The sequence below is a fragment of the Labilibaculum euxinicum genome, assembly GCF_963678175.1.
Classification (GTDB): Bacteria; Bacteroidota; Bacteroidia; order Bacteroidales; family Marinifilaceae; genus Labilibaculum; species Labilibaculum euxinus.
Genome location: NZ_OY782756.1, coordinates 3,733,783 through 3,757,521, shown reverse-complemented (window position 1 = coordinate 3,757,521; position 23,739 = coordinate 3,733,783). Strand labels below are relative to the sequence as shown.

Genomic DNA, 23,739 nt, shown 5'->3' with positions numbered 1-23,739 from the left:
CTCAGGTGTAATTAAATGTAAACAGAAAGTAAGTCTAATAATTTTTGACTTGGTATTGGTTTGGCAATATAATCATCACAACCGGCGTTCAGACTCTTAACCCGGTCTTCGGACATTGCATATGCTGTTTGCGAAATTATTGGAATTTTTGGATTTTGTTTCTTGATGATTTTTGTTGCCTCAAAACCGTTCATGAGTGGCATTTGAATGTCCATTAATATTAAGTCAACCTTATTGCAGTTGAACATTTCAATAGCATCCTCCCCGTTTTTTGCCCAGAGAACTTCAGCCCCTGTTTTTCGGATTACCTCTTCCAAAAAAAGAAAATTGGATTCTACATCTTCTGCAATAAGAATGGTTTTTGAGGACCAATTACGTTCGATTAAATTCATGAGGTATAGTTTGGTGCGCTAAATTGGTTTTTGACTTAATTCAAATTTATATAAAATTATTAGCATTCAAAAGAAGATGCTCTATATAGAATCCCTTTAAAAAGACAGTTGGTTAAATATTTATTTTGAATTACCAAAAAATGATATCAAGTGACTATCATATTTGTTTTCATACGATTTACTGTCGTGTTTGAAATAGATTTGGTGAAACAGATTAGGTCATACCGATTGTTTGTCGGTAATAGGTTGACATTTCTTTCTTAATTGCTATTTTTGATAATTATTGATTGAAATATACCTGCATGATCTCTAAATTTATTCAATTCGGGCTATTTATTAGCTTAACTCTTTTTTGGGTTTCCTCCAAGGCTCAAATCTCTTATGGTGGTGAACCTTTATTTAAAAAAGGAAAGTTAAAGTCGGAATTGTCAACCATTTATTTGCCTCGTTTCGAGATGGCAACAATGAGTAAGGCATATGAACAGGTTGAAGGTAAAAGTTACCTGAAGCATGCACAGTATGCTTATCGATATACAACAAGCTACAATGCTTTAAATTCAGGTAAATGGCAAGTTTTAAACGATGGCAGAAGAGTCTGGCGGATATCCATTTCGTCGCCGGGAGCATATTCTTTAGGATTGATTTTTTCTAAATTTAGAATTCCGGCCGGCAGCCAGATGTTTGTGTACAATAATCAATCGAACCGGATACTTGGAGCATACAATGAAAAAAACAATAAAGAATCGGGCAGGTTTTCGGTTGAACCTTTGCAGGGAGATGAAATAACTGTAGAATATATAGAACCTTTGCATCCCGGTTTTATTGCCGATATAGAAATTGGAAGTGTGCTGCATGACTATAAAAATATTTTTAATCAGCTGCAAGGAGCCGAATCCCGGCTAAAATCATCAGGAACCTGTAATGTAAATATTAATTGTGCGGAAGGAGATGAATGGCAGGTTGAAAAGCACTCAGTCTGCCATATTTTGTATGGTGGTTACATTGCGTCGGGTGCCCTGATAAATAATACCGGCTATGATGGACGGCCTTTTTTACTGACAGCCCATCATGCTGTAAATAGTCAGGAAGATGCAGATGTTGCCATTTTTGTTTTTAATTATGAAGCTGTAGATTGTGAATCCTCTGTTGGTTCAAAATCGCAATCTATCTCCGGATCAAGTTTGCTTGCTACAACAAGCAGGTTGGATTTTACACTTTTAGAACTTTCAGTAATACCGCCTGCGTCGTATTCTCCTTATTATGCTGGTTGGGATAGATCAGGCCGGGTACCCACAAACACAACCTGTATTCATCACCCCAATGGAGACGTAAAAAAGATATCTGTGGATTTTGATTCTCCAATAACGGATTCGTATTCAGATACTAAATTTACATTTGATGTGAATACACATTGGTGTATTTTGGAGTGGGATATTGGTACTACAGAAGGTGGATCTTCCGGATCACCTTTATTTGATGAGAATCATCGTTTGATTGGAGATTTAACAGGAGGAGAGGCGAATTGTGACAATCCGGTATACGATTACTTTGCAAAGTTTTCAGAAAGTTGGGCGAATTACTCCGAAGCAAATCAGCAATTGAAATTTTGGCTGGATCCGTTGAGTTTAGGTGTGGAAACACTTGATGGTGTTGATCCATACAAAGGATTAAGAGCAGTTATTACTGTTTCCAAAGATAGCATTTGTTATGAATCTCAAGTTACTTTCACGGATGTTTCATTAGGTGAACCTGATGAGTTTTACTGGAATTTTGGTGATGGAGCTACTCCTCAAACTTCAATAGAAAAAGGACCTCATGTTGTGAGTTACAGTAGCCTGGGTCGTAAACAAGTGAAATTAATCGTGCGAAAGAATGGGGTTGCTGATAGTGTTGTTCGTTCTGTTTTGGTTATGGATGTTCCTGTGGCAAATTTTGATTATACGGTTGATTTGAATAAGGTTCAAATAACTAATACATCGGTTGAAGGGATGACCTACAATTGGAATTTTGGTGACGGAGCAGTTTCAGAGGAGGAAAGTCCAAGTCATACTTATGCCGGAACAGGAAAATATACCATAAAACTTAGTGCTGAAAATTTGTGTGGTATAAATTCAACATCAAAAGAAATAACAACCACCTATAATGATTTATTAAGGATTTATCCAAATCCATCCAGTGGTGTTTTTACGGTTGATTTAAGCCAAATAATTTACTTGCGAACCACTTGGACGGTATATGATACAAAAGGAGCTCAGATTCGCTCAGGAGTTGTTTCCAGCTATGAAAGTATGATTAATTTTAATCTGAATGGATTGTCTTCAGGAGTCTATATCTTAAACTTGAATATTGACGGTGTTGATTTGAAAAGAAAACTCCTGCTGACAAAGTAAAAGATAGTCTCATTCTATTTTTTAAGCAATAGAATGAGAACTAATGTTGTTATTTTTCAATTTTTTGAAAAGATGTTACAATTCCTTTGATTAATGCAGACGAAAACCCTTGATGTTCCATCTCGTTTAATCCAACAATTGTACAACCTTTTGGTGTAGTAACCTTGTCAATTTCCGATTCGGGATGATCATTATTAATTTGGAGCATTTCGGCAGCACCTTTTACTGTTTGAGATACTATTTGTTTGGCAGTATTGGCATCAAAACCAATTTGAATTCCACCTTGAATCATTGCACGGATAAAACGGAACACAAAAGCAATTCCACAAGCACCTAAAATGGTGGCCGCCTCCATTAGTTCTTCATTAATAATCAGGCTTTCTCCAACACAATCGAAAACAGCTTTAATGTTTTTTGTTTCTTCCTGAGAAGCATTTTTGCTGCAAATACAGGTTGTTGATTCAGATATATTGGCAGCAATATTCGGCATAGCTCTAAAAACCGGTATTTTATGATCCAGCATTTCTGAAATTTCTTCGGTTGTCAGTCCGGTTGCAAGAGAAACAAGTACATGTTTTCCTTCAATGATTTCGCTTTTAATCTCGTTAATTATTTTACCAACATTATAAGGTTTTACGGCAACTAAAATAATATTGGAATTTCTAACAGCTTCACAGTTATCCGATGTAATTGCGGCTCCCTCTGTTGCTAAATCCGCTATTAAATCAGTATTTCTTCTTGTTGCGGTTACATGACCCGAGTTAAAAGTATCATTATTCAAAAGTCCTTTAACAATTGATCGACCTAAATTACCACAACCAATAACGCAAATTTTTTGATCATTCATATTCATTCATATTTGTCTAATGCCACGATTTAACTATAAGTTAATTAAATCCATATAAAACCGGGCTTAAAATATTTGTAAGAAAATAAGGAGGTGTGTATGATTTTTATCAGTGTATAAAAGTACAATTTTTTTTGAAATCAGAAGAATGAAAAATTTCATCTGATACTAATTCACTATACTAGTATATTGTTGCAATAAGTTACTTACTAATAGTTGACTATGTGTTTTTTTTTTTGATGCTTTAAATTCAATATCCTGTAGAGCCCTATTTTCTTTTTGGATATTTGTTTTGAATTTTAAAAATAAACCATATTTTTGCTAAAACGATTTAGTAAACCGTTTTAGTAAAACCGAAAACCTTTGAAAAAGAAATCAATTAAAGATATTGCCCAGGATTTAGGAGTTTCAAAAACTACTGTCTCATTTGTTTTAAATAAAAAAGGAGATGAAAAGAACATCAGTAAAAAAACTCAAAAAGTAATATTGGATTACATCGAAGAGGTAGGCTATCAGCCGAATCAAATTGCGAAGAGTTTAAAGAATGGTACTACTAATACCATTGGCTATCTGGTTCCTGATATTTCGAATCCATTTTATGCTAAAATCGGACGGATGATTGAAGATTTGCTTTGGGAAAAAGGATATCATTTACTAATTGGGAGTACCGATGAGAAAAAAGAGAAAGAGGAGTTATTGCTTAATATGTTTGTAAACAGGCAGGTTGATGGATTAATTATTGCGTCTTGTTTTATAAAAGGAGATGTTTTAAAATCTCTTTCCAGGCAAAATTTCCCAATGGTTTTTTTCGATCGGGAAGACCCTGAATTTTTAGCCAATTATATTTTGGTTGAAAACAAAAATCCGATGAAGGAAGCCATTCAGAAAACAATAGATAAAGGAGCAAAAAAAATTGGTCTGTTGTCAATTACACCTGATGTTTATTCGTTAAAACTGAGGATAGATGGGTACAAGCAGGCATTAACAGATAATGCTTTGGAATATGATGAAAATTCACTTCGAATTGTAGATTACAATCATATTAAAGAAAGTGCTCAAAAGGAATTGAAATACTTGATTGAAGCTGGGGTTGATGTAGTTGTTTTTACCAATAATCAGATTACTGCTACGGCTATTTGGTTAATGAATATGCATTATCCTGAAAAGGTAAAAGAAATCACTTTTGTAAGTTTCGATAATCTGGACATTTTTGATTATTCGATGCCTAGAGTAATTTCTATTGCACAACCTATAATGAGTATTGCCAGGCAATCTGTAGATATTCTGGATGAAGTAATTAAAAACAAAGAAAGTAAGAATACAAGAATAGAATTGAAACCTAAATTAATAGAACGTTAATAATAAGAGTCGACAATGAAGAATAATTATCTAAAATCAGGGCCAATTTTTTTGGCATTCTTGTGCATGGGATTTGGTGATGTTGTAGGGCCGCTTACAAGTCAGTTACAAAGCGAATATGAGTTGAGTAACGTTTTGGCTGGATTGGTAACCTTTATGGGGTTTATCATGTTTGGTTTGCTTTCCGTTCCAATGGGATTGTATCAGGATAGAAAAGGAAAAAAACGAGTATTGCTTCTTGGTATGCTGGCAGCGCTAGTAGGTTTAGTCTTACCTATATTAGGCAATTTCTCATCATTTGGATTGTTATTAGGATCATTATTGCTGTTAGGAACAGGTGCTACTTTGCTGCAGGTTGCAGGTAATCCAATTATGAGAGATGTGTCACCTGAAGGAAAATATTCTAGAAATTTATCATTCGGACAGTTTATTAAGGCAATCGGTTCTTTGTCGGGTGCTTTAATTCCATTGTTGGCTGCTAAGTATTGGGGATTAGACTGGAAACTTTTGTTCCCAATTTATTCCGGTATTCTTTTAGTTGCAGTGATTTATTTATATGTTGTTAATATCGAAGAGAAAAAAGATGATACTGCATCTCCTGCTTCATTTGGATCGGTACTTGCGTTGTTGAAAAATCCATATGTTTTCTTTATGGTTTTAGCCATTTTCTTATATGTTGGTTCAGAGGTAAGTATGAGTGCTAAGCTGCCAAACTATTTATCCGAAAAATTTAATTTTGACATTAAGGAACTAGGTTTGTGGGGAACCTTATTTTTCTTCATTGCTTTAATGACCGGTCGCTTTTTGGGAGGCGTAATTTTGAATTGGATGTCTCCTTCAAGATTTTTGAAAATTACAACTCTTTTGTCACTAATTGGGATTGCCGGACTTTATATCGCAACTAGTTCGATAATGGGATTTGCTGCAATATTTTTAATTGGATTGGGATTTGCTAATATTTTCCCATTGGTATTTTCAATAGCAATTGATGCAATGCCGGAGAGAAGTAACGAAATTTCAGGTTTGATGGTGACAGCTATTATTGGAGGTGCAATTGTACCTGTAATATTTGGAGCTGTAGCAGATGTTTTCTCACTTATGGGTGGTTTTGTTGTTACGTTGGTGTGTATTGGTTACATTTTTGGATTGTCGTTTTACAAAAGAAAGTAAGAAAGCATATGAATATTTGGAATGATAAAAGAGTTGTGATGACTCTTGATGCAGGAGGAACAAATTTTGTTTTTTCGGCAATGAAAAGCGGAGAAGAAATAGTTGAACCAATTTGTAAGCCGTCAAATGCAGATCAACTTGATTTGTGTTTAAAAACAATTGTTGATGGATTTCAGGAAGTTATGAATCTGCTTGCAGAGAAACCTGTTGCAATTAGTTTTGCATTTCCTGGACCTGCCGATTACAAAAATGGAATCATTGGTGATTTGCCAAATCTTTCTGCATTTAGAGGAGGCGTTGCCTTAGGACCAATGCTTGAAGAGAAATTCTCAATACCGGTTTTTATTAATAATGACGGTGATTTATTTGCTTATGGCGAAGCCTTGGGAGGCGTATTGCCAGCTATCAACAAGCGTTTGGAAGAAGAAAATAGTCCTAAGCGTTATCGAAATTTAATTGGCGTAACTCTTGGTACCGGATTTGGAGGCGGATTAGTGCACAATAATGAATTATTTACTGGCGATAATTCGATTGCAACTGAGGTTTGGTTAACCAGTTCAAGAGTTTTTCCTGATCGTTTTGCTGAAGAGGGAATAAGTACCCGGGCTATCCAAAGAACATTTCTGGAAAATGCAAAAGGCAAGTATTCCGATGAATTGATGCCAAAAGATGTTTATGATGTGGCAGTTGATAATAGTCATCCAGATCAAAAAGCAGCTCTAAAGGCATTTGAACTGTTTGGAACATGTTTAGGAGATAGTTTGGCTAATCTTTTAACCATTACCGATGGTATTGCTGTTATTGGTGGAGGGTTAACCGGCGCTCATGATTTATATATGCCTGCAGCATTGAAAGAGATGAATGGAAATTGCTTCACTGCAGGTGGAGAATCTCTTCCTCGTTTGGTACAAAAGATCTACAATATTGATAACGATGAAGAATTTAAAGAATTTGCTTCAGATTGTTCAATAGATATACAAATACCAGGAACAGATAAAACGATTAAATATGATCCAAATCCTCGTTTAGCAGTTTGTTTCAGCAAGCTTGGAGCAAGTAAAGCGATTGCAATTGGAGCATATGCATTTGCATTGAAAAATTTGAAATAATAATTTTCATTGAAATCATGGAGAGAAGAACTTTTTTAAGAAATTCAATTTTGTTTTCTGGAGGAATTGCACTGACAGGGCTTGGTGCAGTTGCATCCCCTAAAGGTTTAAGTTACGTTTCAAATCGACCAGCAAAAAACAAAAGGAATTTTGTTAGTTCTTCTGTCGATGAGATGATTGATCAAATAAAGGAGAAAATTTCTAATCCGGAATTGTCGTGGATGTTTGAAAATTGTTTTCCAAATACATTGGACACTACAGTTCAGTATTCTGAAGAATCAGGTAAACCAGATACTTTTGTAATTACGGGCGATATAAATGCCATGTGGCTGCGGGATTCAACAGCTCAGGTATGGCCATATTTATCATTGGTTCCCGAAGATGAAAAATTAAAAAACTTGTTTAAAGGTTTAATCAACCGACAAACAAAATGTGTTTTGATTGATCCATATGCAAATGCTTTTAATAGGGGAGATGAAGGGAGTCACTGGGAAAGTGATTATACAGAAATGAAAGCTGAGTTGCATGAACGAAAATGGGAAATAGATTCTCTTTGTTATACCATTCGTTTAGCGTATCACTATTGGAAAACTTCGGGTGATGACAGCTGTTTTGATGCGAAATGGGAAGAGGCTGCTGAATTAATTGTTAAAACATTTAAAGAGCAACAACGAAAAGAGGATAGAGGTCCGTATTCTTTTCAAAGAAAAACAAGAAAGCCTTATGACACATTACCGGATGGAGGCTATGGTAACCCTGTGAATCCTGTTGGATTAATTGTTTCTTCATTTCGACCATCTGATGATGCAACCCTTTTGCCGTTTTTGATTCCTTCTAATTATTTTGCTGTAGTTTCGTTAAAACAATTGGCTGAGATTGCAACTCATTTAGGTTTGCAGACTAAATTGGCTGAAGAGACCTTGAAGCTTGCAAATGAAGTAGATGAAGCGCTTGCAAAGTATGCTGTTTCGGATCATTTAAATTATGGTAATATATTGGCATTTGAGGTTGATGGTTTTGGAAATAAGCTGTTTATGGATGATGCAAACATTCCAAGTTTGCTGTCTCTTCCTTATTTGGGAGCAATGGCAACGACTGATTCTCTTTATCAAAACACCCGAAAGTTTGTTTTGAGCGCAAATAATCCGTGGTTTTACAAAGGGAAATATGCGGAAGGAATCGGAGGGCCACATGTTGGTGCTGATATGATTTGGCCCATGAGTATTGTGATGCGGGCGATGACTTCTGATGATGAACAGGAAATTATTAGTTGCATGCAAATGCTGATTGATACTCATGCAGAAACTGGGTTTATGCATGAAACATTTCATAAAAATAATCCTGAAAATTTTACAAGATTATGGTTTGCCTGGGCAAATACATTATTTGGGGAATTAATAGTTAAGTTATTTCATGAGAGACCTACTATTTTGGAAATTGTATAGGTTGAAATATAATATAACATAATGTTGTTTCATGATTAGTAGTTTGTAAAATGGAACAACATATAGTAAGATTTTGCAGTAGTAGTGTGCTGCCTTCGGATTGAGAAGCAAATTTGTTTCTCTTTCCGAATCTTTTTTCATAAGAAGGATGAATTTTAGATTAGTTTAAAAACCAGGTGTGAACCTGGTTTTTTTATGGATTAAACTGTTGTATTTTCTGAAACGATCTCTTTAAATGTGAATTGATATTTTTCATTGTATAATTTCACATAGAGCTTTATGTAGTTTTCATACGTCTCCATTGCCAAGCTATGTTTTCCTTGTATGGAAAGGAGATTGCATTTCACCCGAAGGGCGGTTTCATTCATCTGATCGAATTCAAAAATAACATTTGAAATGGCCAGGCGTATGCTTGGTTCAAAATCGAATTTAGTTAATAATTCCTCAAGAGTACTTACAATTGTACCGGTTGTTTTGTCTTTAAAAGAATCCAGCCATTCAGGAATAATATCGCGAAGCAGGGTGCCTCTGTGTAATATCTGAATTATTTCCTCTATTTTATCATTATCCGAATTTGTTATTTGGGTACTAATACATTTTTGAATGTGTGCTAAATCGCAGAAAATATTCTCTTCGAGTACCATCTTCCAATAATTATTGTCGAAAGTAATTTCAATTCCTTGAATATCTTCTAAGATGCCACGTAACTTTTTAATATTAACACCTCTGTTGTTTTTGGCCTTATCTTCCGGTTTATCCGGCCAAAGGAATTCTTGAATTCTTCTTGATGAAATTCCTTTTCCATCTTCAAGAGAATACAATAATATCAGAAGAAACAATTCTTTTAGAGTAGGACTAAAGCGGTAGGTGATATCTTTGTTTTTCTTATCAAAAACCTGAAATCCTCCAAACAACAGGATAGAGTTTACTTGTGGAATTTCAAAAGTCGGTAGTTTTTCCTGAAAGGTTAAAATGGAATCATTTTCTAATTTTTCAATTTTTATTTTAGTTCTAATTTTTCTCCTTACAAAAAATATCAGGAACAAAAGTGTTGCGGCTAAAAAAACGTAGAATAATTTTATGGCGAACGGAAGTGAATCATTATTCATATTCAATTCTTTATCTGCTCCGGGTTCATAGCTTATCGAATACATAGATACTTCATATGTTTCAGCATCCGCATTCGTTTCCTGCGATGTAAGTGCAATCAATTTATTTTCACTTTCCCAATAATATAAATCAGCGAATGATTTAATGTCTACAAATTCGTAAGGTATACTATCGCCAATAAAATATAGTTTTGGATCATTAATAAATCCTTTTGCTATTCGAAGGTGAGTACTGCTTTTTTGACAAGGAAATAGTAATGTATAAAAGGCACTGTCTTTTTCAGTTACTTTTAATGAATTTACGGGCAGGTATTGAAATTGATCATTTTGCTGTAGTTCCCATAATTTTTTTATTTCATTTGTTTTGAAATCAATTCGATAAAGGTCGTAGTAAAATTCTTTTCCTAAAATTTGTTTTCCAAGAGGATTTCCCAGTCCTCCAAATAAATAAACAACATTACTGTTTTCAGCCGAAAATCCAAGAGAACCGCAATACCGAGGTTCGATTACATCTCCTTTAAGTTTGAGCTCAGTCCATACTTTGCTTTTTTCGTTGAATGATTTAATTGAATTGGAATAGGAATAGTAACCGTATCCGCACAAAGTAGTTATTTGGTGATTAATTGGATGAATCAGCTTGTTGTGATGCCACCACTTTGGCAGGTCATTAGTTACACTGTCGGCATGACTCCAGCTTTGATTGACTGAATTGTAAGTTGAAAGATCGTTTTGGTTTAAACTATACGAAACTAATTGATTGTTGCTGTCAATAATAAGCTGTTGAGATTTTTCAAAAACAGGGTATCCGGAATTTTTATTGTTTGTAATTAAAGTGCCTGCTTTTAATGAGTAGGTGCTTGTAACACCATTTTTAAGAACAAAATGAATTACTTCATTTTTTTTATCATATGCCATTGATGGCATTGTGGGAAACGATAATGTTTTAACTTTTGTCCACTGATTGTGGTAATCAATTACCCAATCAGGATTGTAAATTTTCGCAGTTCTGCTCGATAAAATGTCTTTAAGTTCATTGTTGGCAACTTTTCGAAATGGCCATAAATGTTTTGGTGTTCCGTCAATATGAATGGCCAAATCTTTTACAGACATCGAGGGAACTTCATCAATAAAAAAGCCATACTTGTTTATTACACCTAATGATAAGGAAAACTCAGAGGTTTTTGGAAATTGAATTGAATTCTTAAAGTGATTCTCTCCAAGAGTTAAGGCAATCTCTCCATTTTCACTATCAATTTCAAGTTGGAATGGAATCCATCTGTTTCGAAGAAGGTTTAATGAATTAAAATTACAATGAAATTTAGTTTCTTTTTTATTGTGGATTACATATAAATCCGGTTCTCTATAGGTAACCTGAATTAAGTTTTTACCATTTTCCTCCTTTAAAGATAGGATTTCCCCATAATGAGTTTCCGTTTCCCGTAAAGAAAGCATAAAAGCAATGGTGAAGCTTTTGGTATATGAAATATTATTCTTGTGTGTAATATCAATTCCAGTCCGATTCTCTTTCGAAACCTCGTTGGATTTAAAATAAATACCATGGTCAGCAAAAAGAGAAGGGGAAGATATAATTAAAGCAAATAATGTAAGTAGAAATTTCATTATTATTTATGGCGTTTGTTAATTTCCAAATATATCTAAATATACCAAGACTTTAAAGATAAAAGCCTAAAAAGACTAAGGTCATTGCACAAAACGGAAGAAGAATTTGTGAACTTATTTCAGCTTGATATCAATCAAATTAATTTATTCATTTCGATAATAGAAAAAACAGTAAATAGGTGGTGGAATTGTGATAGGTATAAGTTGTTTCTAAAATCGACTTCATTCAATAGTTGGAACAAATAAGGAATTGCTAAAAAACCTAATTAATTTTGCCCGGCGAGCCACTTTTAGTAAAGTTTTGTAAATCAGATGTAAAATGGTTGATTAATGATTTTATGTGCCTTGTTAATTCAATATTAATCGTGAATTAATACGTTTGCGCTAATATTGGTTGCAGAAAAAAACAACATTTTTTTTGTTCATTGTATAATTAATAATTCTAACTATGAAGAAATGCTATTTACGAAATCTTCATTCAAGCCTGGCTAACCCATTAGGACTTGGAAGTAAGATTGGGATTTTTGCTTTGCTTTGTGCGATGATGGCTCTTCCATTTTCGGCAAATGCAAACGTTAACACATTAACTAATGACAATTTATCTGTTTCTGCAACACAGCAAGTTGTTACAGGTGCTGTTACTGAAGACTCAGGGATGTCACTTCCTGGAGTATCAGTTGTTGTTAAAGGTACTACAATTGGAACAGTAACTGATATCGATGGAAAATTCGAGATCACAGTTCCTGAATCAACCAGTATTCTGGTTTTTAGTTTTGTTGGTATGCAAACACAGGAAATTACAGTTGGTTCTCAATCTGTAATTAATGTTGTGATGACTGTGAATGCATTAGAAGTGGCAGAAGTTGTAGTAACAGCTTTAGGTATTAAAAGAGAAAAGAAGGCTCTTGGTTATTCTGTTCAGGATATTAAATCTGATGAAATAACACAAGGAGCTGATGCTAATTTAGCAAGTGCTTTGGAAGGAAAAATTGCAGGAGTTCAGATTAATCAGTCTGGTGGTGGTGTTGGAGGTAGTTCAAGAATTGAAATTCGTGGTGCTAGTTCCCTTACAGGTAACAATGCTCCGCTTTGGGTTGTTGATGGAGTTCCTTTTAATGATTCCAGAGAAGGCGAAGATGCCGGAGTTTTTGGTGGTGTTGATAAATCAGGTGCAGCTTTTGATATTAATCCAGATGATATAGAATCTGTTTCTGTATTGAAGGGACCAAATGCAGCAGCTCTTTATGGCTCTCGTGCCGGTAATGGTGTTATTTTGGTGACAACCAAAAAAGGGAAGAAAAATGCAGGTCTGGGAATTGCCTATTCTGGAAGTGTAACTATTTCCGAGGCAGCTTACTTTCTTGATATGCAGGATAAATTTGGTCAGGGAACCGAAGGTGTTTACGATAAAAACGGAACTTCTTCGTGGGGACCGGAAATGAAGGGACAAATGCTTGAATCCTGGACTGGAGAAATGATTCCTTATGAGGCTCAAACTAATCGGATAGAAGATTTTACCAGAACAGGTGTGAGTCAAAAACACAACCTTTCATTTACAGGTGGAAACGAAGATGGATCCTATCGTGCATCAATGGGGAAAGATATTTCCAATGGAATTTATGATGGACACAAGGTAGAAAAAATGAATTTTGATTTAAGAGCTGACTACAATATTAATCCATGGTTAAATATTGACACAAAAGTGTCCTATATGAATACCAAAGGTAAGGAAAGACCTGAGATGGGATTCTATAGTTATATGTCATATTTTAATCAAATGCCTATGAATATCCGAACTCAGGATTTAAAACCTGGATATGATATGGTAGGAGGTAACCATGTTGAGAAGTTGTATACAACTTCGAATGCAAGTTTTCGTAATCCATATTTCTTGCAAGATCAGCAAAGTTATCAGGATGAGAGGTACCGTACTTTTGGATATTTTGCAGCCAATATGAAATTGACTTCTGATCTAAAACTTAGATTAAAGTACGGTTTGGATTACTATCGTGAAGATGCTCAATCTATGTATAAATATGCTGATAATGTATATAGTAATCACCCTGATTACAATACGATGGAGCGATTTTTTAAAGAAGAGAATTATGAGTTTTTGTTGAGTTACAATAAAGATTTAAGTGAAGATTTTGCTGTTAGTTTAAATGTAGGTGGTAATAAAATGTATACTACTACAGAGAATTTATCAAGCAAGTCGGGCAAGTTGCCTTCTGAAGGAAACTATTTTTTAGGATATGGTACCAACATTTCTTCAAGTGAGTCAATTTCCGAAGAAGAAGTTCAGTCTATTTACGGATTTGGTCAGGTAGCCTATAAAAATATGTTATTTCTTGATTTTACAGCACGTAACGATTGGTCGTCAACACTTCCAGATGATAACAACTCTTATTTTTATCCATCGGTTAGTTTAAGTGGAGTTTTATCTGAAATGGTTGAGATGCCAAGTTGGATTACATACGCTAAATTAAGAGGTTCATGGGCTCAGGTTGGGAAAGCGACAGATCCATACAAGACTAGTATGTTGTATAAAATTGAAACGGGTAATTTTAATTTACTAAAAGGTTCAGTGCCGAGTATTTTAGTTAATCCAGATTTAAAACCTGAAATTTCTTCTTCTACAGAATTTGGTTTTGATGTAAGAATGTTTAATAACCGCATCGGAATTGATTTTACCTTGTATGATGAAAATACTCAAAATCAGATTATGCCGGTTGATATGGATCAAAGTGCAGGTTATCAGCAGAAATTGATTAATGCTGGTAAGATCTCAAACAAAGGAGTTGAAATCATGTTGTCAACAACTCCAATTAAGACTAAGGATTTCACTTTGGATCTAAACTTCAATTTTGCTGCTAATACCACAAAAGTAAAAGAGCTTGATGCAGATCTAAAAGAATATAGATTTGGGGATATTAATGGAAGCCCAATGGTTGTTGGTATTGAGGGAGAAAAATTGGGTGATATTAAAGGGTATAAATATCGCAGAAATGATGCGGGTGCAATATTAGTAGACTCGGAAGGATTGCCAATGAGAACTGAACAGCTTGAGGTGATTGGAAATTTACAAGCAGACTGGACAGGATCTATTGGTTTAAAGGCTGATTATAAAGGGTTGTATGTGTCTGCGCTGCTTTCCATTCAGCAAGGAGGCGATATTGTTTCGATTACCGAAAAAGGAGCTGTTGGAGCAGGTACTGCAAAAAGAACAGCTGAAAATAATAGGAATCCTTATACAGTTGATGGACTAACAGAGGGTGGAGCAGTAAATTTAACATCTGCAACAGCAGAAAGATATTGGGGTCGAATTTCCAGTATCGATGAAGAGTTTGTGTATGACGCATCCTATATGAAACTAAAAGAAGTGGCTGTTGGTTATTCAATACCTCAAAGTTTCTTGAGTAAAATTGGTAAGAATCCGATTAAAACCGCAAGAATTTCAATAGTGGGACGAAACTTGTTCTATTTCTATAAAGACACACCTGGGACTGCTCCTGATGCAAGTGCTTACAGCTCTAGATTTGAGGCTTCGGCATTTGATTTTTCTCCAGTTCCAGCGACCAGAACATATGGTTTCTCACTTAATTTGGGATTCTAAGAGTTATAAGTATTAATGATCATGAATCGAACTAATGAAAATACCTTGATAGGACAGAAGTGTTATTCAAATTACGAGATTCATGTGCCTGTTGAAAATTAAAAATATACAGATGAAAAGAATATATAATTCATTACTATTATTAGGCTTGATATTCATCGGTTTTGGTTGCACCGATGATTTTGAGGAGATGAATACGCCCAAAGATTCCGTAACGGAAGTAGAACCTCGATTTTTCTTTTCGGATATGGTTCAGGGAGTTTTTGCAAACTACCAGAGAAACGTTAATTTATATCCTGACTTTTATGCGCAATACTGGGCATCTACAGGTGCTTGGGCTGTGTCTGATCGATATGAATACAAAGATGATTGGATTGGAAATCAATGGAAAGAACATTATACTCAATTTAATTTGGAGTCGAATACTGTTGATGCACAATTTGGCGATAAACCTGCCTATAATGATCAGATTGCCATTAAAAATATTTGGATGGTGTATTGGTGGTCGCGTATGACTGATACTTATGGAGACATTCCATATTTTGGTGTTAGTAATGCCGAAACTAACGCATACGACTCTCAGGAGGCTATTTACGATGATTTGTTTCTGAAACTTGATGAGGCAATTAAGAGCATTAAAAATGATGAAACACAAGCACTTTATGGCGAATACGATTTAGTTTATAAGGGAGATGTGGCAAAATGGATACGTTTTGGTAACTCGCTTCGCTTAAGACTTGCAATGCGTATTTCAAATATTGCTCCAGCTAAAGCACAGGCTGAGGCTCAAGCAGCGATTGCCGGTGGAGTGATGACAAGCAATGATGATATTGCACACGTTCCGATGTGGAGCAATGGATGGTATGATTATCTTCATCAGATGGCATGGTATTGGGATAATATTCGTGTAGCTAAAACATTTACTAATTATTTATATGGTCAGTCAAGTGTTGGAGAAGATCCTAGAGCACCACGTTGGTTGTCTTATAAAGTAGACGGAAAACCGTTAACTAAGGAAGCAGCTGGAAAAGCAACTTATGAAGGCTTGGAGAATGGCTTAGATGCAAGTATGCCATCATCATCGGCTGAAGTAACAGGTAAAGCGACTATTCGTTTGGAAAATGGATTCGTGGAATTCTCAGGTGATGGAGATAAAAATGCAATGTTTTGTCCGGTAATGTATTATTCGGAGGTTCTATTTCTTCAGGCTGAAGCAGCTCTTCGTGGGTGGACTTCTGGCAATGCGAATGCATTATACAAACAAGCTGTTGAAGCATCAATGGATTTTGTTGGAGTGAATGCAGTTGATGGTGATGCTTATGTTGCCGGATTAAATGATTTAACGGGAAGTAATGAAGCTCAGTTGAAGCAAATTATTACTCAGAAATGGATTGCAAACTTTCCAAATGGAATTGAATCCTGGGCTGATTTTAGAAGAACAGATTATCCTGACTTAACCCTGCCTTACGATGGAGTAAGTGGAAACGCTTCTGTAGCTGCCGATACTTATGTGAAGCGAGTTCGTTACCCTGATAATCAACACAATTTAAATGAAGTTTCAATGCCATCGGCATTAAATACGATCGAAACAGACCGTATGGATATCAAACTTTGGTGGGATGTTGAAAATACAAAAGCCAAATCAGGTGGATTAATGAACAGTAATTTTTAGAAAAAAAATATTTTGAATGGAGCTGCTCTTATGGGGGCAGCTCTATTCTTCCTGCTTAAAATAAGTAGTTAAATTGCAATTAGTGATAAATTTCGTACATGTGTGAACTGTTATTTTGGTTTGCATTAGAAATTATACAAATATTGTTTCCCGTTATAGGGTTTGCTTCCGCCTCCATAAAAGGGAAGGATTTTTTTCCAGCCTTTTCGAAAAAAGGTGTACTAAAATTGAAGATTAAACAGCCTTGAGCTACAACATATATCAGCAGATTATAAAACTTAAGAACAAAAATCAGATGCTATACCAAAATTCTCTTAAATCATTAATTTTGCTTTCTTTGGCAATTACTACTTTATTTTCCTGTAGTAACAGAGAGCAAAAAGATACCGAAGGTAACTACATTCAATTTGTTGATCCTTTAATTGGATCGGCAGGACATGGACATGTTTTTGTAGGTGCGAGTGTACCTTTTGGAGCCATTCAGGCTGGCCCGAGCAATTTCCATAAAGGCTGGGATTGGTGTTCATCGTATCATTACTCAGATAGCATCGTCAAAGGTTTTTCTCATTTGCATTTGAGTGGAACAGGCTGTGCCGATTTAGGCGATTTTTTAATTATGCCTGCTGTTGGTGATGTGAAAATGAATCCTGGGTCACAGGAGAATCCGGAAAATGGTTATGCTTCCTACTACAGTCATAAAACCGAGAAAGTTGAGCCTGGCTACTATAAAGTGCATTTGGATACCTATGATATAGATATTGAAATGACCACAAGTGAACGTGTAGCTCTTCATAAAATAACATTCCCAAAATCAGATCAGTCAAAAATAATTCTTGATTTGCAGGAGGGAAACGGTGATAACGCTACCGAAACATTTTTTCATAAAGTAAATGATACAATTGTAGCCGGTTATCGTTTTTCAACCGGATGGGCTGAAGATCAAAGAGAATATTTTGCAATGGTTTTATCCAAGCCGGTTAAAGATATTGAAGTCTATAATGGCGACAAATTAGTGGAGGGAGATGCAGCAAAAGGACTTGCAGTAAAAGCTTGCCTGGAATTTGAGACAGAAGCTTCAGAGGAAGTGCAGGTTAAGTTTGGGATGTCTCCTGTTAGCATGGAAAATGCATTGGCGAATATTAAGGCTGAAATGAAATCATGGGATTTTCAACAAATTCTTTCTGAGAATCAACAAAAGTGGAATAAAGAGCTGTCTAAAATTGAGATCGTAACCAATGATCTTAAAAAGGAGAAAGTGTTCTACTCAGCAATGTATCACACATTAATTGCTCCCAACTTATTTAATGATAACAATGGAGATTACAGAGGTGTTGATAAAAAAGTATACCAAAATGCTGATTTTACAAATTACACCTTATTTTCTTTATGGGATACTTACCGTACAGCGCATCCTTTATATACTTTGACACAACAGGAACGTGTTCCGGATATGATTAATTCAATGCTGACAATTTATCAGCAGCAAGGGAAATTACCGGTTTGGCATTTAAGGGGAAACGAAACCAATACAATGGTTGGCTACAGTGCAGTTCCGGTTGTAGTAGATGCTTGTTTGAAAGGATTTGAAGGGATAGATTACGAATTAGCTTACGAAGCGGTAAAAGCAACGGCTATGGGCGATTTTGAACCTGGCGTTAAAGAGTTACAGGAATATGGTTTCATTCCGTGTGATATGATGCATGAATCGGTGGCAAGTGCCATGGAATATGCGATTAGTGATTGGGCAATCAGCAAACTAGCTGAAAAATTGGGTAAAACTGATGATGTAAAATATTTTGAGGAGAGAGCTAAAGCATATACCAAATATTTCGATCCGAAAGATCGGTTTATGAAAGGAAAAATGAAAGATGGTTCCTGGAGAACACCTTTCAATCCCTACTCAGCACAGCATCGTGTAAACGATTATTGTGAAGGCAACGCATGGCAATATCTATGGTTGGTACCACAAGATCCGGAAGGATTAATTGCTCTTTTGGGAGGCGAAAAGCCATTTCTGAATAAGTTGGACAGTCTATTCTCAATTTCTTCGGAATTGGAGGAAGGAGCGTCGTCGGATATTTCTGGTTTAATTGGTCAATATGCACACGGAAACGAGCCAAGTCATCACATCACTTATTTGTATGCATATGCCGGCGAGCAATTCAAAACGGCTGACAAGGTTCGTTACATCATGAATGAATTGTACACCGATCAACCTGATGGTTTGTGCGGGAATGAAGATTGTGGACAGATGTCGGCTTGGTATGTAATGTCTTCCATGGGATTCTATCCTGTTAATCCAAGCAATGGTGCTTATGTATTTGGCAGTCCTTTGTTTAATGAAGCAAGCATTAATCTTCCTGCAAATAAGAAGTTTACCATTAAAGCAAACAACAACAGTGATGATAATATTTACATTCAGTCTGCGACTTTAAACGGATTGGAGTATACAAAATCATTCATCACGCACAAAGATATTTTAAAAGGAGGAGAGCTGACATTCGAAATGGGAGCAAGGCCAAATCCAAATTTTGGAAAATCAATTCAAGATCGACCTAAATCAATTGTTTACTAGTACTAAGATGAAGAAAGCAAACGTATTACTATTGTTATTTATTGCGGTTTTAGCTGCATGTGGAGGAGAAAAGGAAATCAGTAAGGAGCAGAATTTGGTTGATTTTGTAAATCCATTAATGGGAACCGATTCCGACTATTCTTTGTCAAATGGAAATACATATCCGGCTGTTGCATTGCCGTGGGGAATGAATTTTTGGACACCACAAACCGGTGAAATGGGAAATGGCTGGTGTTATGCCTATGATGCCAAAAAAATCAGAGGAATAAAACAAACCCATCAACCAAGTCCGTGGATAAACGACTACGCTGCATTTTCATTAATGGCCGTTACCGGTGATTTAAAATTTAAAGAGGATGAAAGAGCATCCTGGTTTTCACATAAAGCTGAAGTGTCGAAACCAAACTATTATAAAGTTTACCTGGCGGATTATGATGTTACCGCCGAAATAACACCTACAGAACGAGCGGCTGTTTTTCGCTTTACGTTTCCGGAAAATGAGTCATCTTATATTTTGTTGGACGCATTTTTTAAAGGATCTGAAGTGACAATTCTTCCGAAAGAAAGAAAAATAATCGGTTACTGCAGAAATAACAGCGGTGGTGTTCCTGATAACTTCCACAACTACTTTGTTGCCGAATTCGATAAAGAATTTGAGGTAACACATACTTGGAATGGAGATCAGTTAACTGAAAATTCACTGAAAGCAAGCGGAGAGCATGTTGGTGCTGTTATTGGATTTAAAACTCAAAAAGGAGAGGAAGTTCATGTGAAAGTAGCTTCATCTTTTGTAAGTCCTGAACAGGCACAATTGAATTTGGATAGGGAAATTGGAACTAAAAATTTTAACAAGGTATTAACCGACGCTGAATCGGCATGGGAAAAGGAGCTCTCCCGAATTAAAGTGGAAGGTGGAACCGATGATCAATTAAAGACATTTTATTCATGCTTGTACAGGGTACTATTATTCCCCCGCAAGTTTCATGAAATTAACGATAATAATGAAGTAATTCATTACAGCCCTTACAATGGTAAGGTACTGCCCGGCTATATGTTTACAGATAATGGCTTTTGGGATACATTCCGGGCAGTCTTTCCATTTTTCACAATAATGTATCCTGATATTAACGCTCAGATTATGGAAGGATTGGCCAACACTTACAAAGAGAGTGGTTGGTTGCCCGAGTGGGCGAGTCCTGGTCACAGAGGATGCATGATTGGTTCGAATTCGGCTTCTTTAATAGCAGATTCTTACCTAAAAGGAATTCGCGGATATGATATTGAAACATTGTACGAAGCAATTCTTAAAAATACTAAGGGCTGCAACAAAGAGATTACATCTGTAGGTCGTTATGGAGCAGATTATTACAACGAGTTGGGTTATGTTCCTTACGATGTGAATATCAACGAGAATGCAGCCAGAACATTAGAGTACGCTTACGATGATTTCTGCATTTGGAAGCTTGCTAAAGAATTGGGGCGTCCGCAGGAAGAAATTGATTTGTTTGCCAAAAGAGCTCAGAATTATAAGAATGTATTCGATAACGAATCTGGCTTGATGAGAGGGAAGAATGAGGATGGTTCTTTTCAGGCTCCTTTTAATCCATTAAAATGGGGCGATGCCTTTACTGAAGGAAACAGTTTGCATTACACTTGGTCGGTATTTCAGGATGTGAATGGCTTAATTGATTTGATGGGGGGAAAGGAAAAGTTCATTTCTACTTTGGATGGTGTTTTTGAGATGCCTCCTAAATTTGATGATTCATATTATGGTGGAGTAATTCACGAGATTCGTGAAATGCAGATTGCAAACATGGGGAATTATGCACATGGTAATCAGCCCATTCAACACATGATCTACTTGTACAATTTCGCTGGACAGCCATGGAAAGCGCAGGCAAGAGTTCGTGAGGTAATGGATAAGCTCTACACTCCGCAGGCCGACGGTTATTGTGGGGATGAGGATAACGGACAAACTTCTGCCTGGTACGTGTTTAGTTCAATGGGCTTTTATCCCGTGTGTCCCGGAACCGATGAGTATGTTTTTGGTGCTCCGCTTTTCGATAAAATTACTTTGACCCTCGAAAATGGAAAAACGTTTACAATTTCAAGTACTGATAATTCATCAGATCATGTTTTTGTGGATGACATCAAGTTAAACGGTAAGTCTTATGGAGCAAATTTCATTAAACACAACGATATTTTAAACGGGGGAAATCTTGAATTTAATATGTCGGCACAACCAAATAAGGTGAGAGGAACTACTAAAGAAAGTTTTCCATATTCTATGAGTAAATAAGAAAGAATGATATTAGCATATCAAATATAACGGAAGGCTTGCAAACATGAGTTTGTAGGCCTTTGTTGTATGAAATTGATGAATCAATCTAAAAGTAAGTGATATGATACGAGTTAGGGCACAATTGTTACTGTTATCTTTTCTTTTTGGATTTTTTGGAAATTGCTTATTTGCACAGGAGAATCCAGCTTGGATGGTTGAAGCAAATGATTATACCAATTATACAGGAATATCAGTTGCAAATGGACGAATAGGAATTCTTCCTTCAGCCGAGCCAGGAAAAACCAAATCGATTATTCTGAACAATGTTTACGATAAGGAATCGAAATTTGGTGTTAGTAAAGTGTTGTTGGGAATTAATTTTGCAAATATTGAAATAGTTGTCAATCAAGACACGCTTTCTACTGCAAATTGTTCCAATTGGAAACAAGTACTGAATATGAAATCTGCTTCGTTCGCAACATCATGTCAGTTTAAAGAATATGCCGTGATATCTTTTACGCTTTATGCATTAAGAGGAATGCCTTATTCCGGATTGGTAGACGTGAAAATAAAATCCCTGCAAAAGGAATTAGAATTTAAGGTGAATGGACAAATTGTTTGTCCAAGTGAATATAAAGATGTGACTTCTGATTTTAGGATTTTACAAGATTTGGATGCACGAATGCCAATATTGCAGACTGTAGCAAAGAGTCCGTTTGGGAAACACGATTTGGCAACCAGTGCAGCATTTATATTTGAAGGCGAAACACCCGATTTAAAGCACAATTTGAAAGATCCTTTTACCAATGAACTGGGCTTTTCTAAATCTTTGAAAAAAGAGGAAGAATATAAATTTGCCTGGTGTGGATCGGTTTGTACATCGCAGAATTTTACAGATCCGAAAAGTGAATCGGAACGAATGGTTATTTTTCAGCTACTGGGAAATAAACAAGCCGTGATTAATCGTCATAAAGAACTTTGGTCTGAATTGTGGAAAGGTGATGTTGAAATTGAAGGAGATCCGGAGTCTCAGCAAGATATCCGTTTGGCATTGTTTCATTTGTATTCTTTTGCCAGAGATGACTCTAATTTGAGCATTGCTCCAATGGGTTTATCATCTCAAGGCTATAACGGACATGTATTCTGGGATACTGAAATATGGATGTTTCCACCTCTTTTGGTTTTCAATCAGAAAATTGCAAAATCTTTACTGAATTACAGATTTGACAGACTGGAAATGGCAAAGAAGAAGGCTCAGAATTATGGCTATACAGGTGCCATGTTTCCATGGGAATCGGATGATACAGGTGAAGAGGCGACGCCAACCTGGGCTTTGACGGGAACCTTCGAGCATCATATTACAGCAGATATTGCTATCGCTTTTTGGAATTATTTCAGAACTACAGGAGATAAGGAGTGGTTGAGAGAGATTGGATTTCCGGTACTGAAAGAAGTTGCTGATTTTTGGGTAAGTCGTTCTGTTCAGAATCATGATGGTAGTTATTCCATTAACAATGTAGTTGGTGCGAATGAATTCTATCATCATGCCAATGATAATGCCTTTACCAATGGATCGGCGAAAACCGCTTTGCAATTTGCTGTTGAGGCGGGAGAAATTCTCAAAAAAGAAGGCAATCCTCGTTGGGCTAATGCAGCCAAAGGATTAAAGTTTCATTATTTTGAGGATGGTGTGACCAAAGAGAATTCGGAATACAATGGGGAGATTATTAAACAGGCAGATGTTAACTTATTGGCCTATCCTTTTGCAATTGTTACTAAACCCGAAGAAATAAGAAGAGATTTGGAATACTATGAGTCTAAGATTGCTCCGGAAGGTCCGGCAATGTCTTATTCTGTTTTAGGCGTATTGTATGCACGATTGGGTGAGCCGGAAAAAGCATTTGAACTTTTCAAGAAAGCTTATGTGCCCAATAAACGACCGCCATTTGGAGCACTTTCCGAATCTGCTTATAGTAATAATCCGTATTTCGCGACAGGAGCTGGCGGTATGCTGCAAACAGTTCTTTTCGGATTTGGAGGATTACATTTTACAGAGAATGGGATAGAACAAGAAAATCCGTGTTTGCCAAAACAATGGAGGAAATTAACCATAAAGGGTGTAGGCCCCGAATTAAAAACTTATGTGATTGAGTAATT

General features: G+C 36.0%; 13 protein-coding genes. 10 read left to right on the top strand and 3 right to left on the bottom strand.

What is annotated here, in order from left to right; genetic code table 11:
• Positions 1-11: 11 nt before the first annotated feature.
• Positions 12-392 carry a response regulator gene (locus ACY0M5_RS15015; protein ID WP_124992799.1) on the bottom strand — a complete coding sequence of 127 codons (381 nt, stop codon included), beginning with the start codon at positions 390-392 and terminating at the stop codon, positions 12-14.
• Between the two features lie 302 nt (positions 393-694).
• On the opposite strand from ACY0M5_RS15015, the gene ACY0M5_RS15010 reads away from it, so the two are divergent.
• Positions 695-2,782: a T9SS type A sorting domain-containing protein gene (locus tag ACY0M5_RS15010; RefSeq protein WP_461629699.1), complete on the top strand. Its 2,088-nt coding sequence runs from the start codon at positions 695-697 to the stop codon at positions 2,780-2,782.
• Positions 2,783-2,831: 49 nt separating this feature from the next.
• Here ACY0M5_RS15010 and proC read toward each other — a convergent pair whose 3' ends face one another.
• On the bottom strand, positions 2,832-3,629 hold the full coding sequence (proC, locus tag ACY0M5_RS15005) for a pyrroline-5-carboxylate reductase (protein ID WP_124992801.1): 798 nt from the start codon (positions 3,627-3,629) through the stop codon (positions 2,832-2,834).
• A gap of 363 nt (positions 3,630-3,992) precedes the next feature.
• Between proC and ACY0M5_RS15000 the strand changes: the two genes are divergently transcribed.
• The 4 genes from ACY0M5_RS15000 to ACY0M5_RS14985 are packed head-to-tail and all read left to right on the top strand — an operon-like array spanning position 3,993 to position 8,712.
• A complete protein-coding gene (locus tag ACY0M5_RS15000; RefSeq protein ID WP_461629698.1) occupies positions 3,993-4,988 on the top strand; it encodes a LacI family DNA-binding transcriptional regulator in 996 nt (331 codons plus the stop codon).
• A 15-nt stretch (positions 4,989-5,003) separates the two neighbouring features.
• Complete coding sequence (locus ACY0M5_RS14995) at positions 5,004-6,158, top strand: MFS transporter (RefSeq protein ID WP_461629697.1); 1,155 nt, start codon at positions 5,004-5,006, stop codon at positions 6,156-6,158.
• A gap of 8 nt (positions 6,159-6,166) precedes the next feature.
• On the top strand, positions 6,167-7,267 hold the full coding sequence (locus ACY0M5_RS14990; protein ID WP_461629696.1) for an ROK family protein: 1,101 nt from the start codon (positions 6,167-6,169) through the stop codon (positions 7,265-7,267).
• 17 nt (positions 7,268-7,284) lie between these two features.
• Entirely contained in the window at positions 7,285-8,712 is a 1,428-nt protein-coding gene (locus ACY0M5_RS14985; protein WP_461629695.1) for a glycoside hydrolase family 125 protein, read from the top strand.
• Between the two features lie 200 nt (positions 8,713-8,912).
• On the opposite strand, the gene ACY0M5_RS14980 is transcribed toward ACY0M5_RS14985, so the two are convergent.
• Positions 8,913-11,441, bottom strand: coding sequence for a Kelch repeat-containing protein (locus ACY0M5_RS14980; RefSeq protein ID WP_461629694.1), 2,529 nt, complete (start codon positions 11,439-11,441; stop codon positions 8,913-8,915).
• A gap of 448 nt (positions 11,442-11,889) precedes the next feature.
• Here ACY0M5_RS14980 and ACY0M5_RS14975 point away from each other — a divergent pair, with 448 nt between their 5' ends.
• The 5 genes from ACY0M5_RS14975 to ACY0M5_RS14955 all read left to right on the top strand — a co-directional run bounded on the left by ACY0M5_RS14975 (position 11,890) and on the right by ACY0M5_RS14955 (position 23,737).
• On the top strand, positions 11,890-15,054 hold the full coding sequence (locus ACY0M5_RS14975; protein WP_461629693.1) for a SusC/RagA family TonB-linked outer membrane protein: 3,165 nt from the start codon (positions 11,890-11,892) through the stop codon (positions 15,052-15,054).
• A 112-nt stretch (positions 15,055-15,166) separates the two neighbouring features.
• Positions 15,167-16,726: a SusD/RagB family nutrient-binding outer membrane lipoprotein gene (locus ACY0M5_RS14970; protein WP_160463454.1), complete on the top strand. Its 1,560-nt coding sequence runs from the start codon at positions 15,167-15,169 to the stop codon at positions 16,724-16,726.
• Between the two features lie 295 nt (positions 16,727-17,021).
• Complete coding sequence (locus ACY0M5_RS14965) at positions 17,022-19,301, top strand: GH92 family glycosyl hydrolase (RefSeq protein WP_461629692.1); 2,280 nt, start codon at positions 17,022-17,024, stop codon at positions 19,299-19,301.
• Between the two features lie 7 nt (positions 19,302-19,308).
• Positions 19,309-21,600, top strand: coding sequence for a GH92 family glycosyl hydrolase (locus tag ACY0M5_RS14960; RefSeq protein ID WP_461629691.1), 2,292 nt, complete (start codon positions 19,309-19,311; stop codon positions 21,598-21,600).
• Positions 21,601-21,703: 103 nt separating this feature from the next.
• Entirely contained in the window at positions 21,704-23,737 is a 2,034-nt protein-coding gene (locus tag ACY0M5_RS14955) for a glycosyl hydrolase family 95 catalytic domain-containing protein (RefSeq protein WP_461629690.1), read from the top strand.
• Positions 23,738-23,739 lie beyond the last annotated feature (2 nt).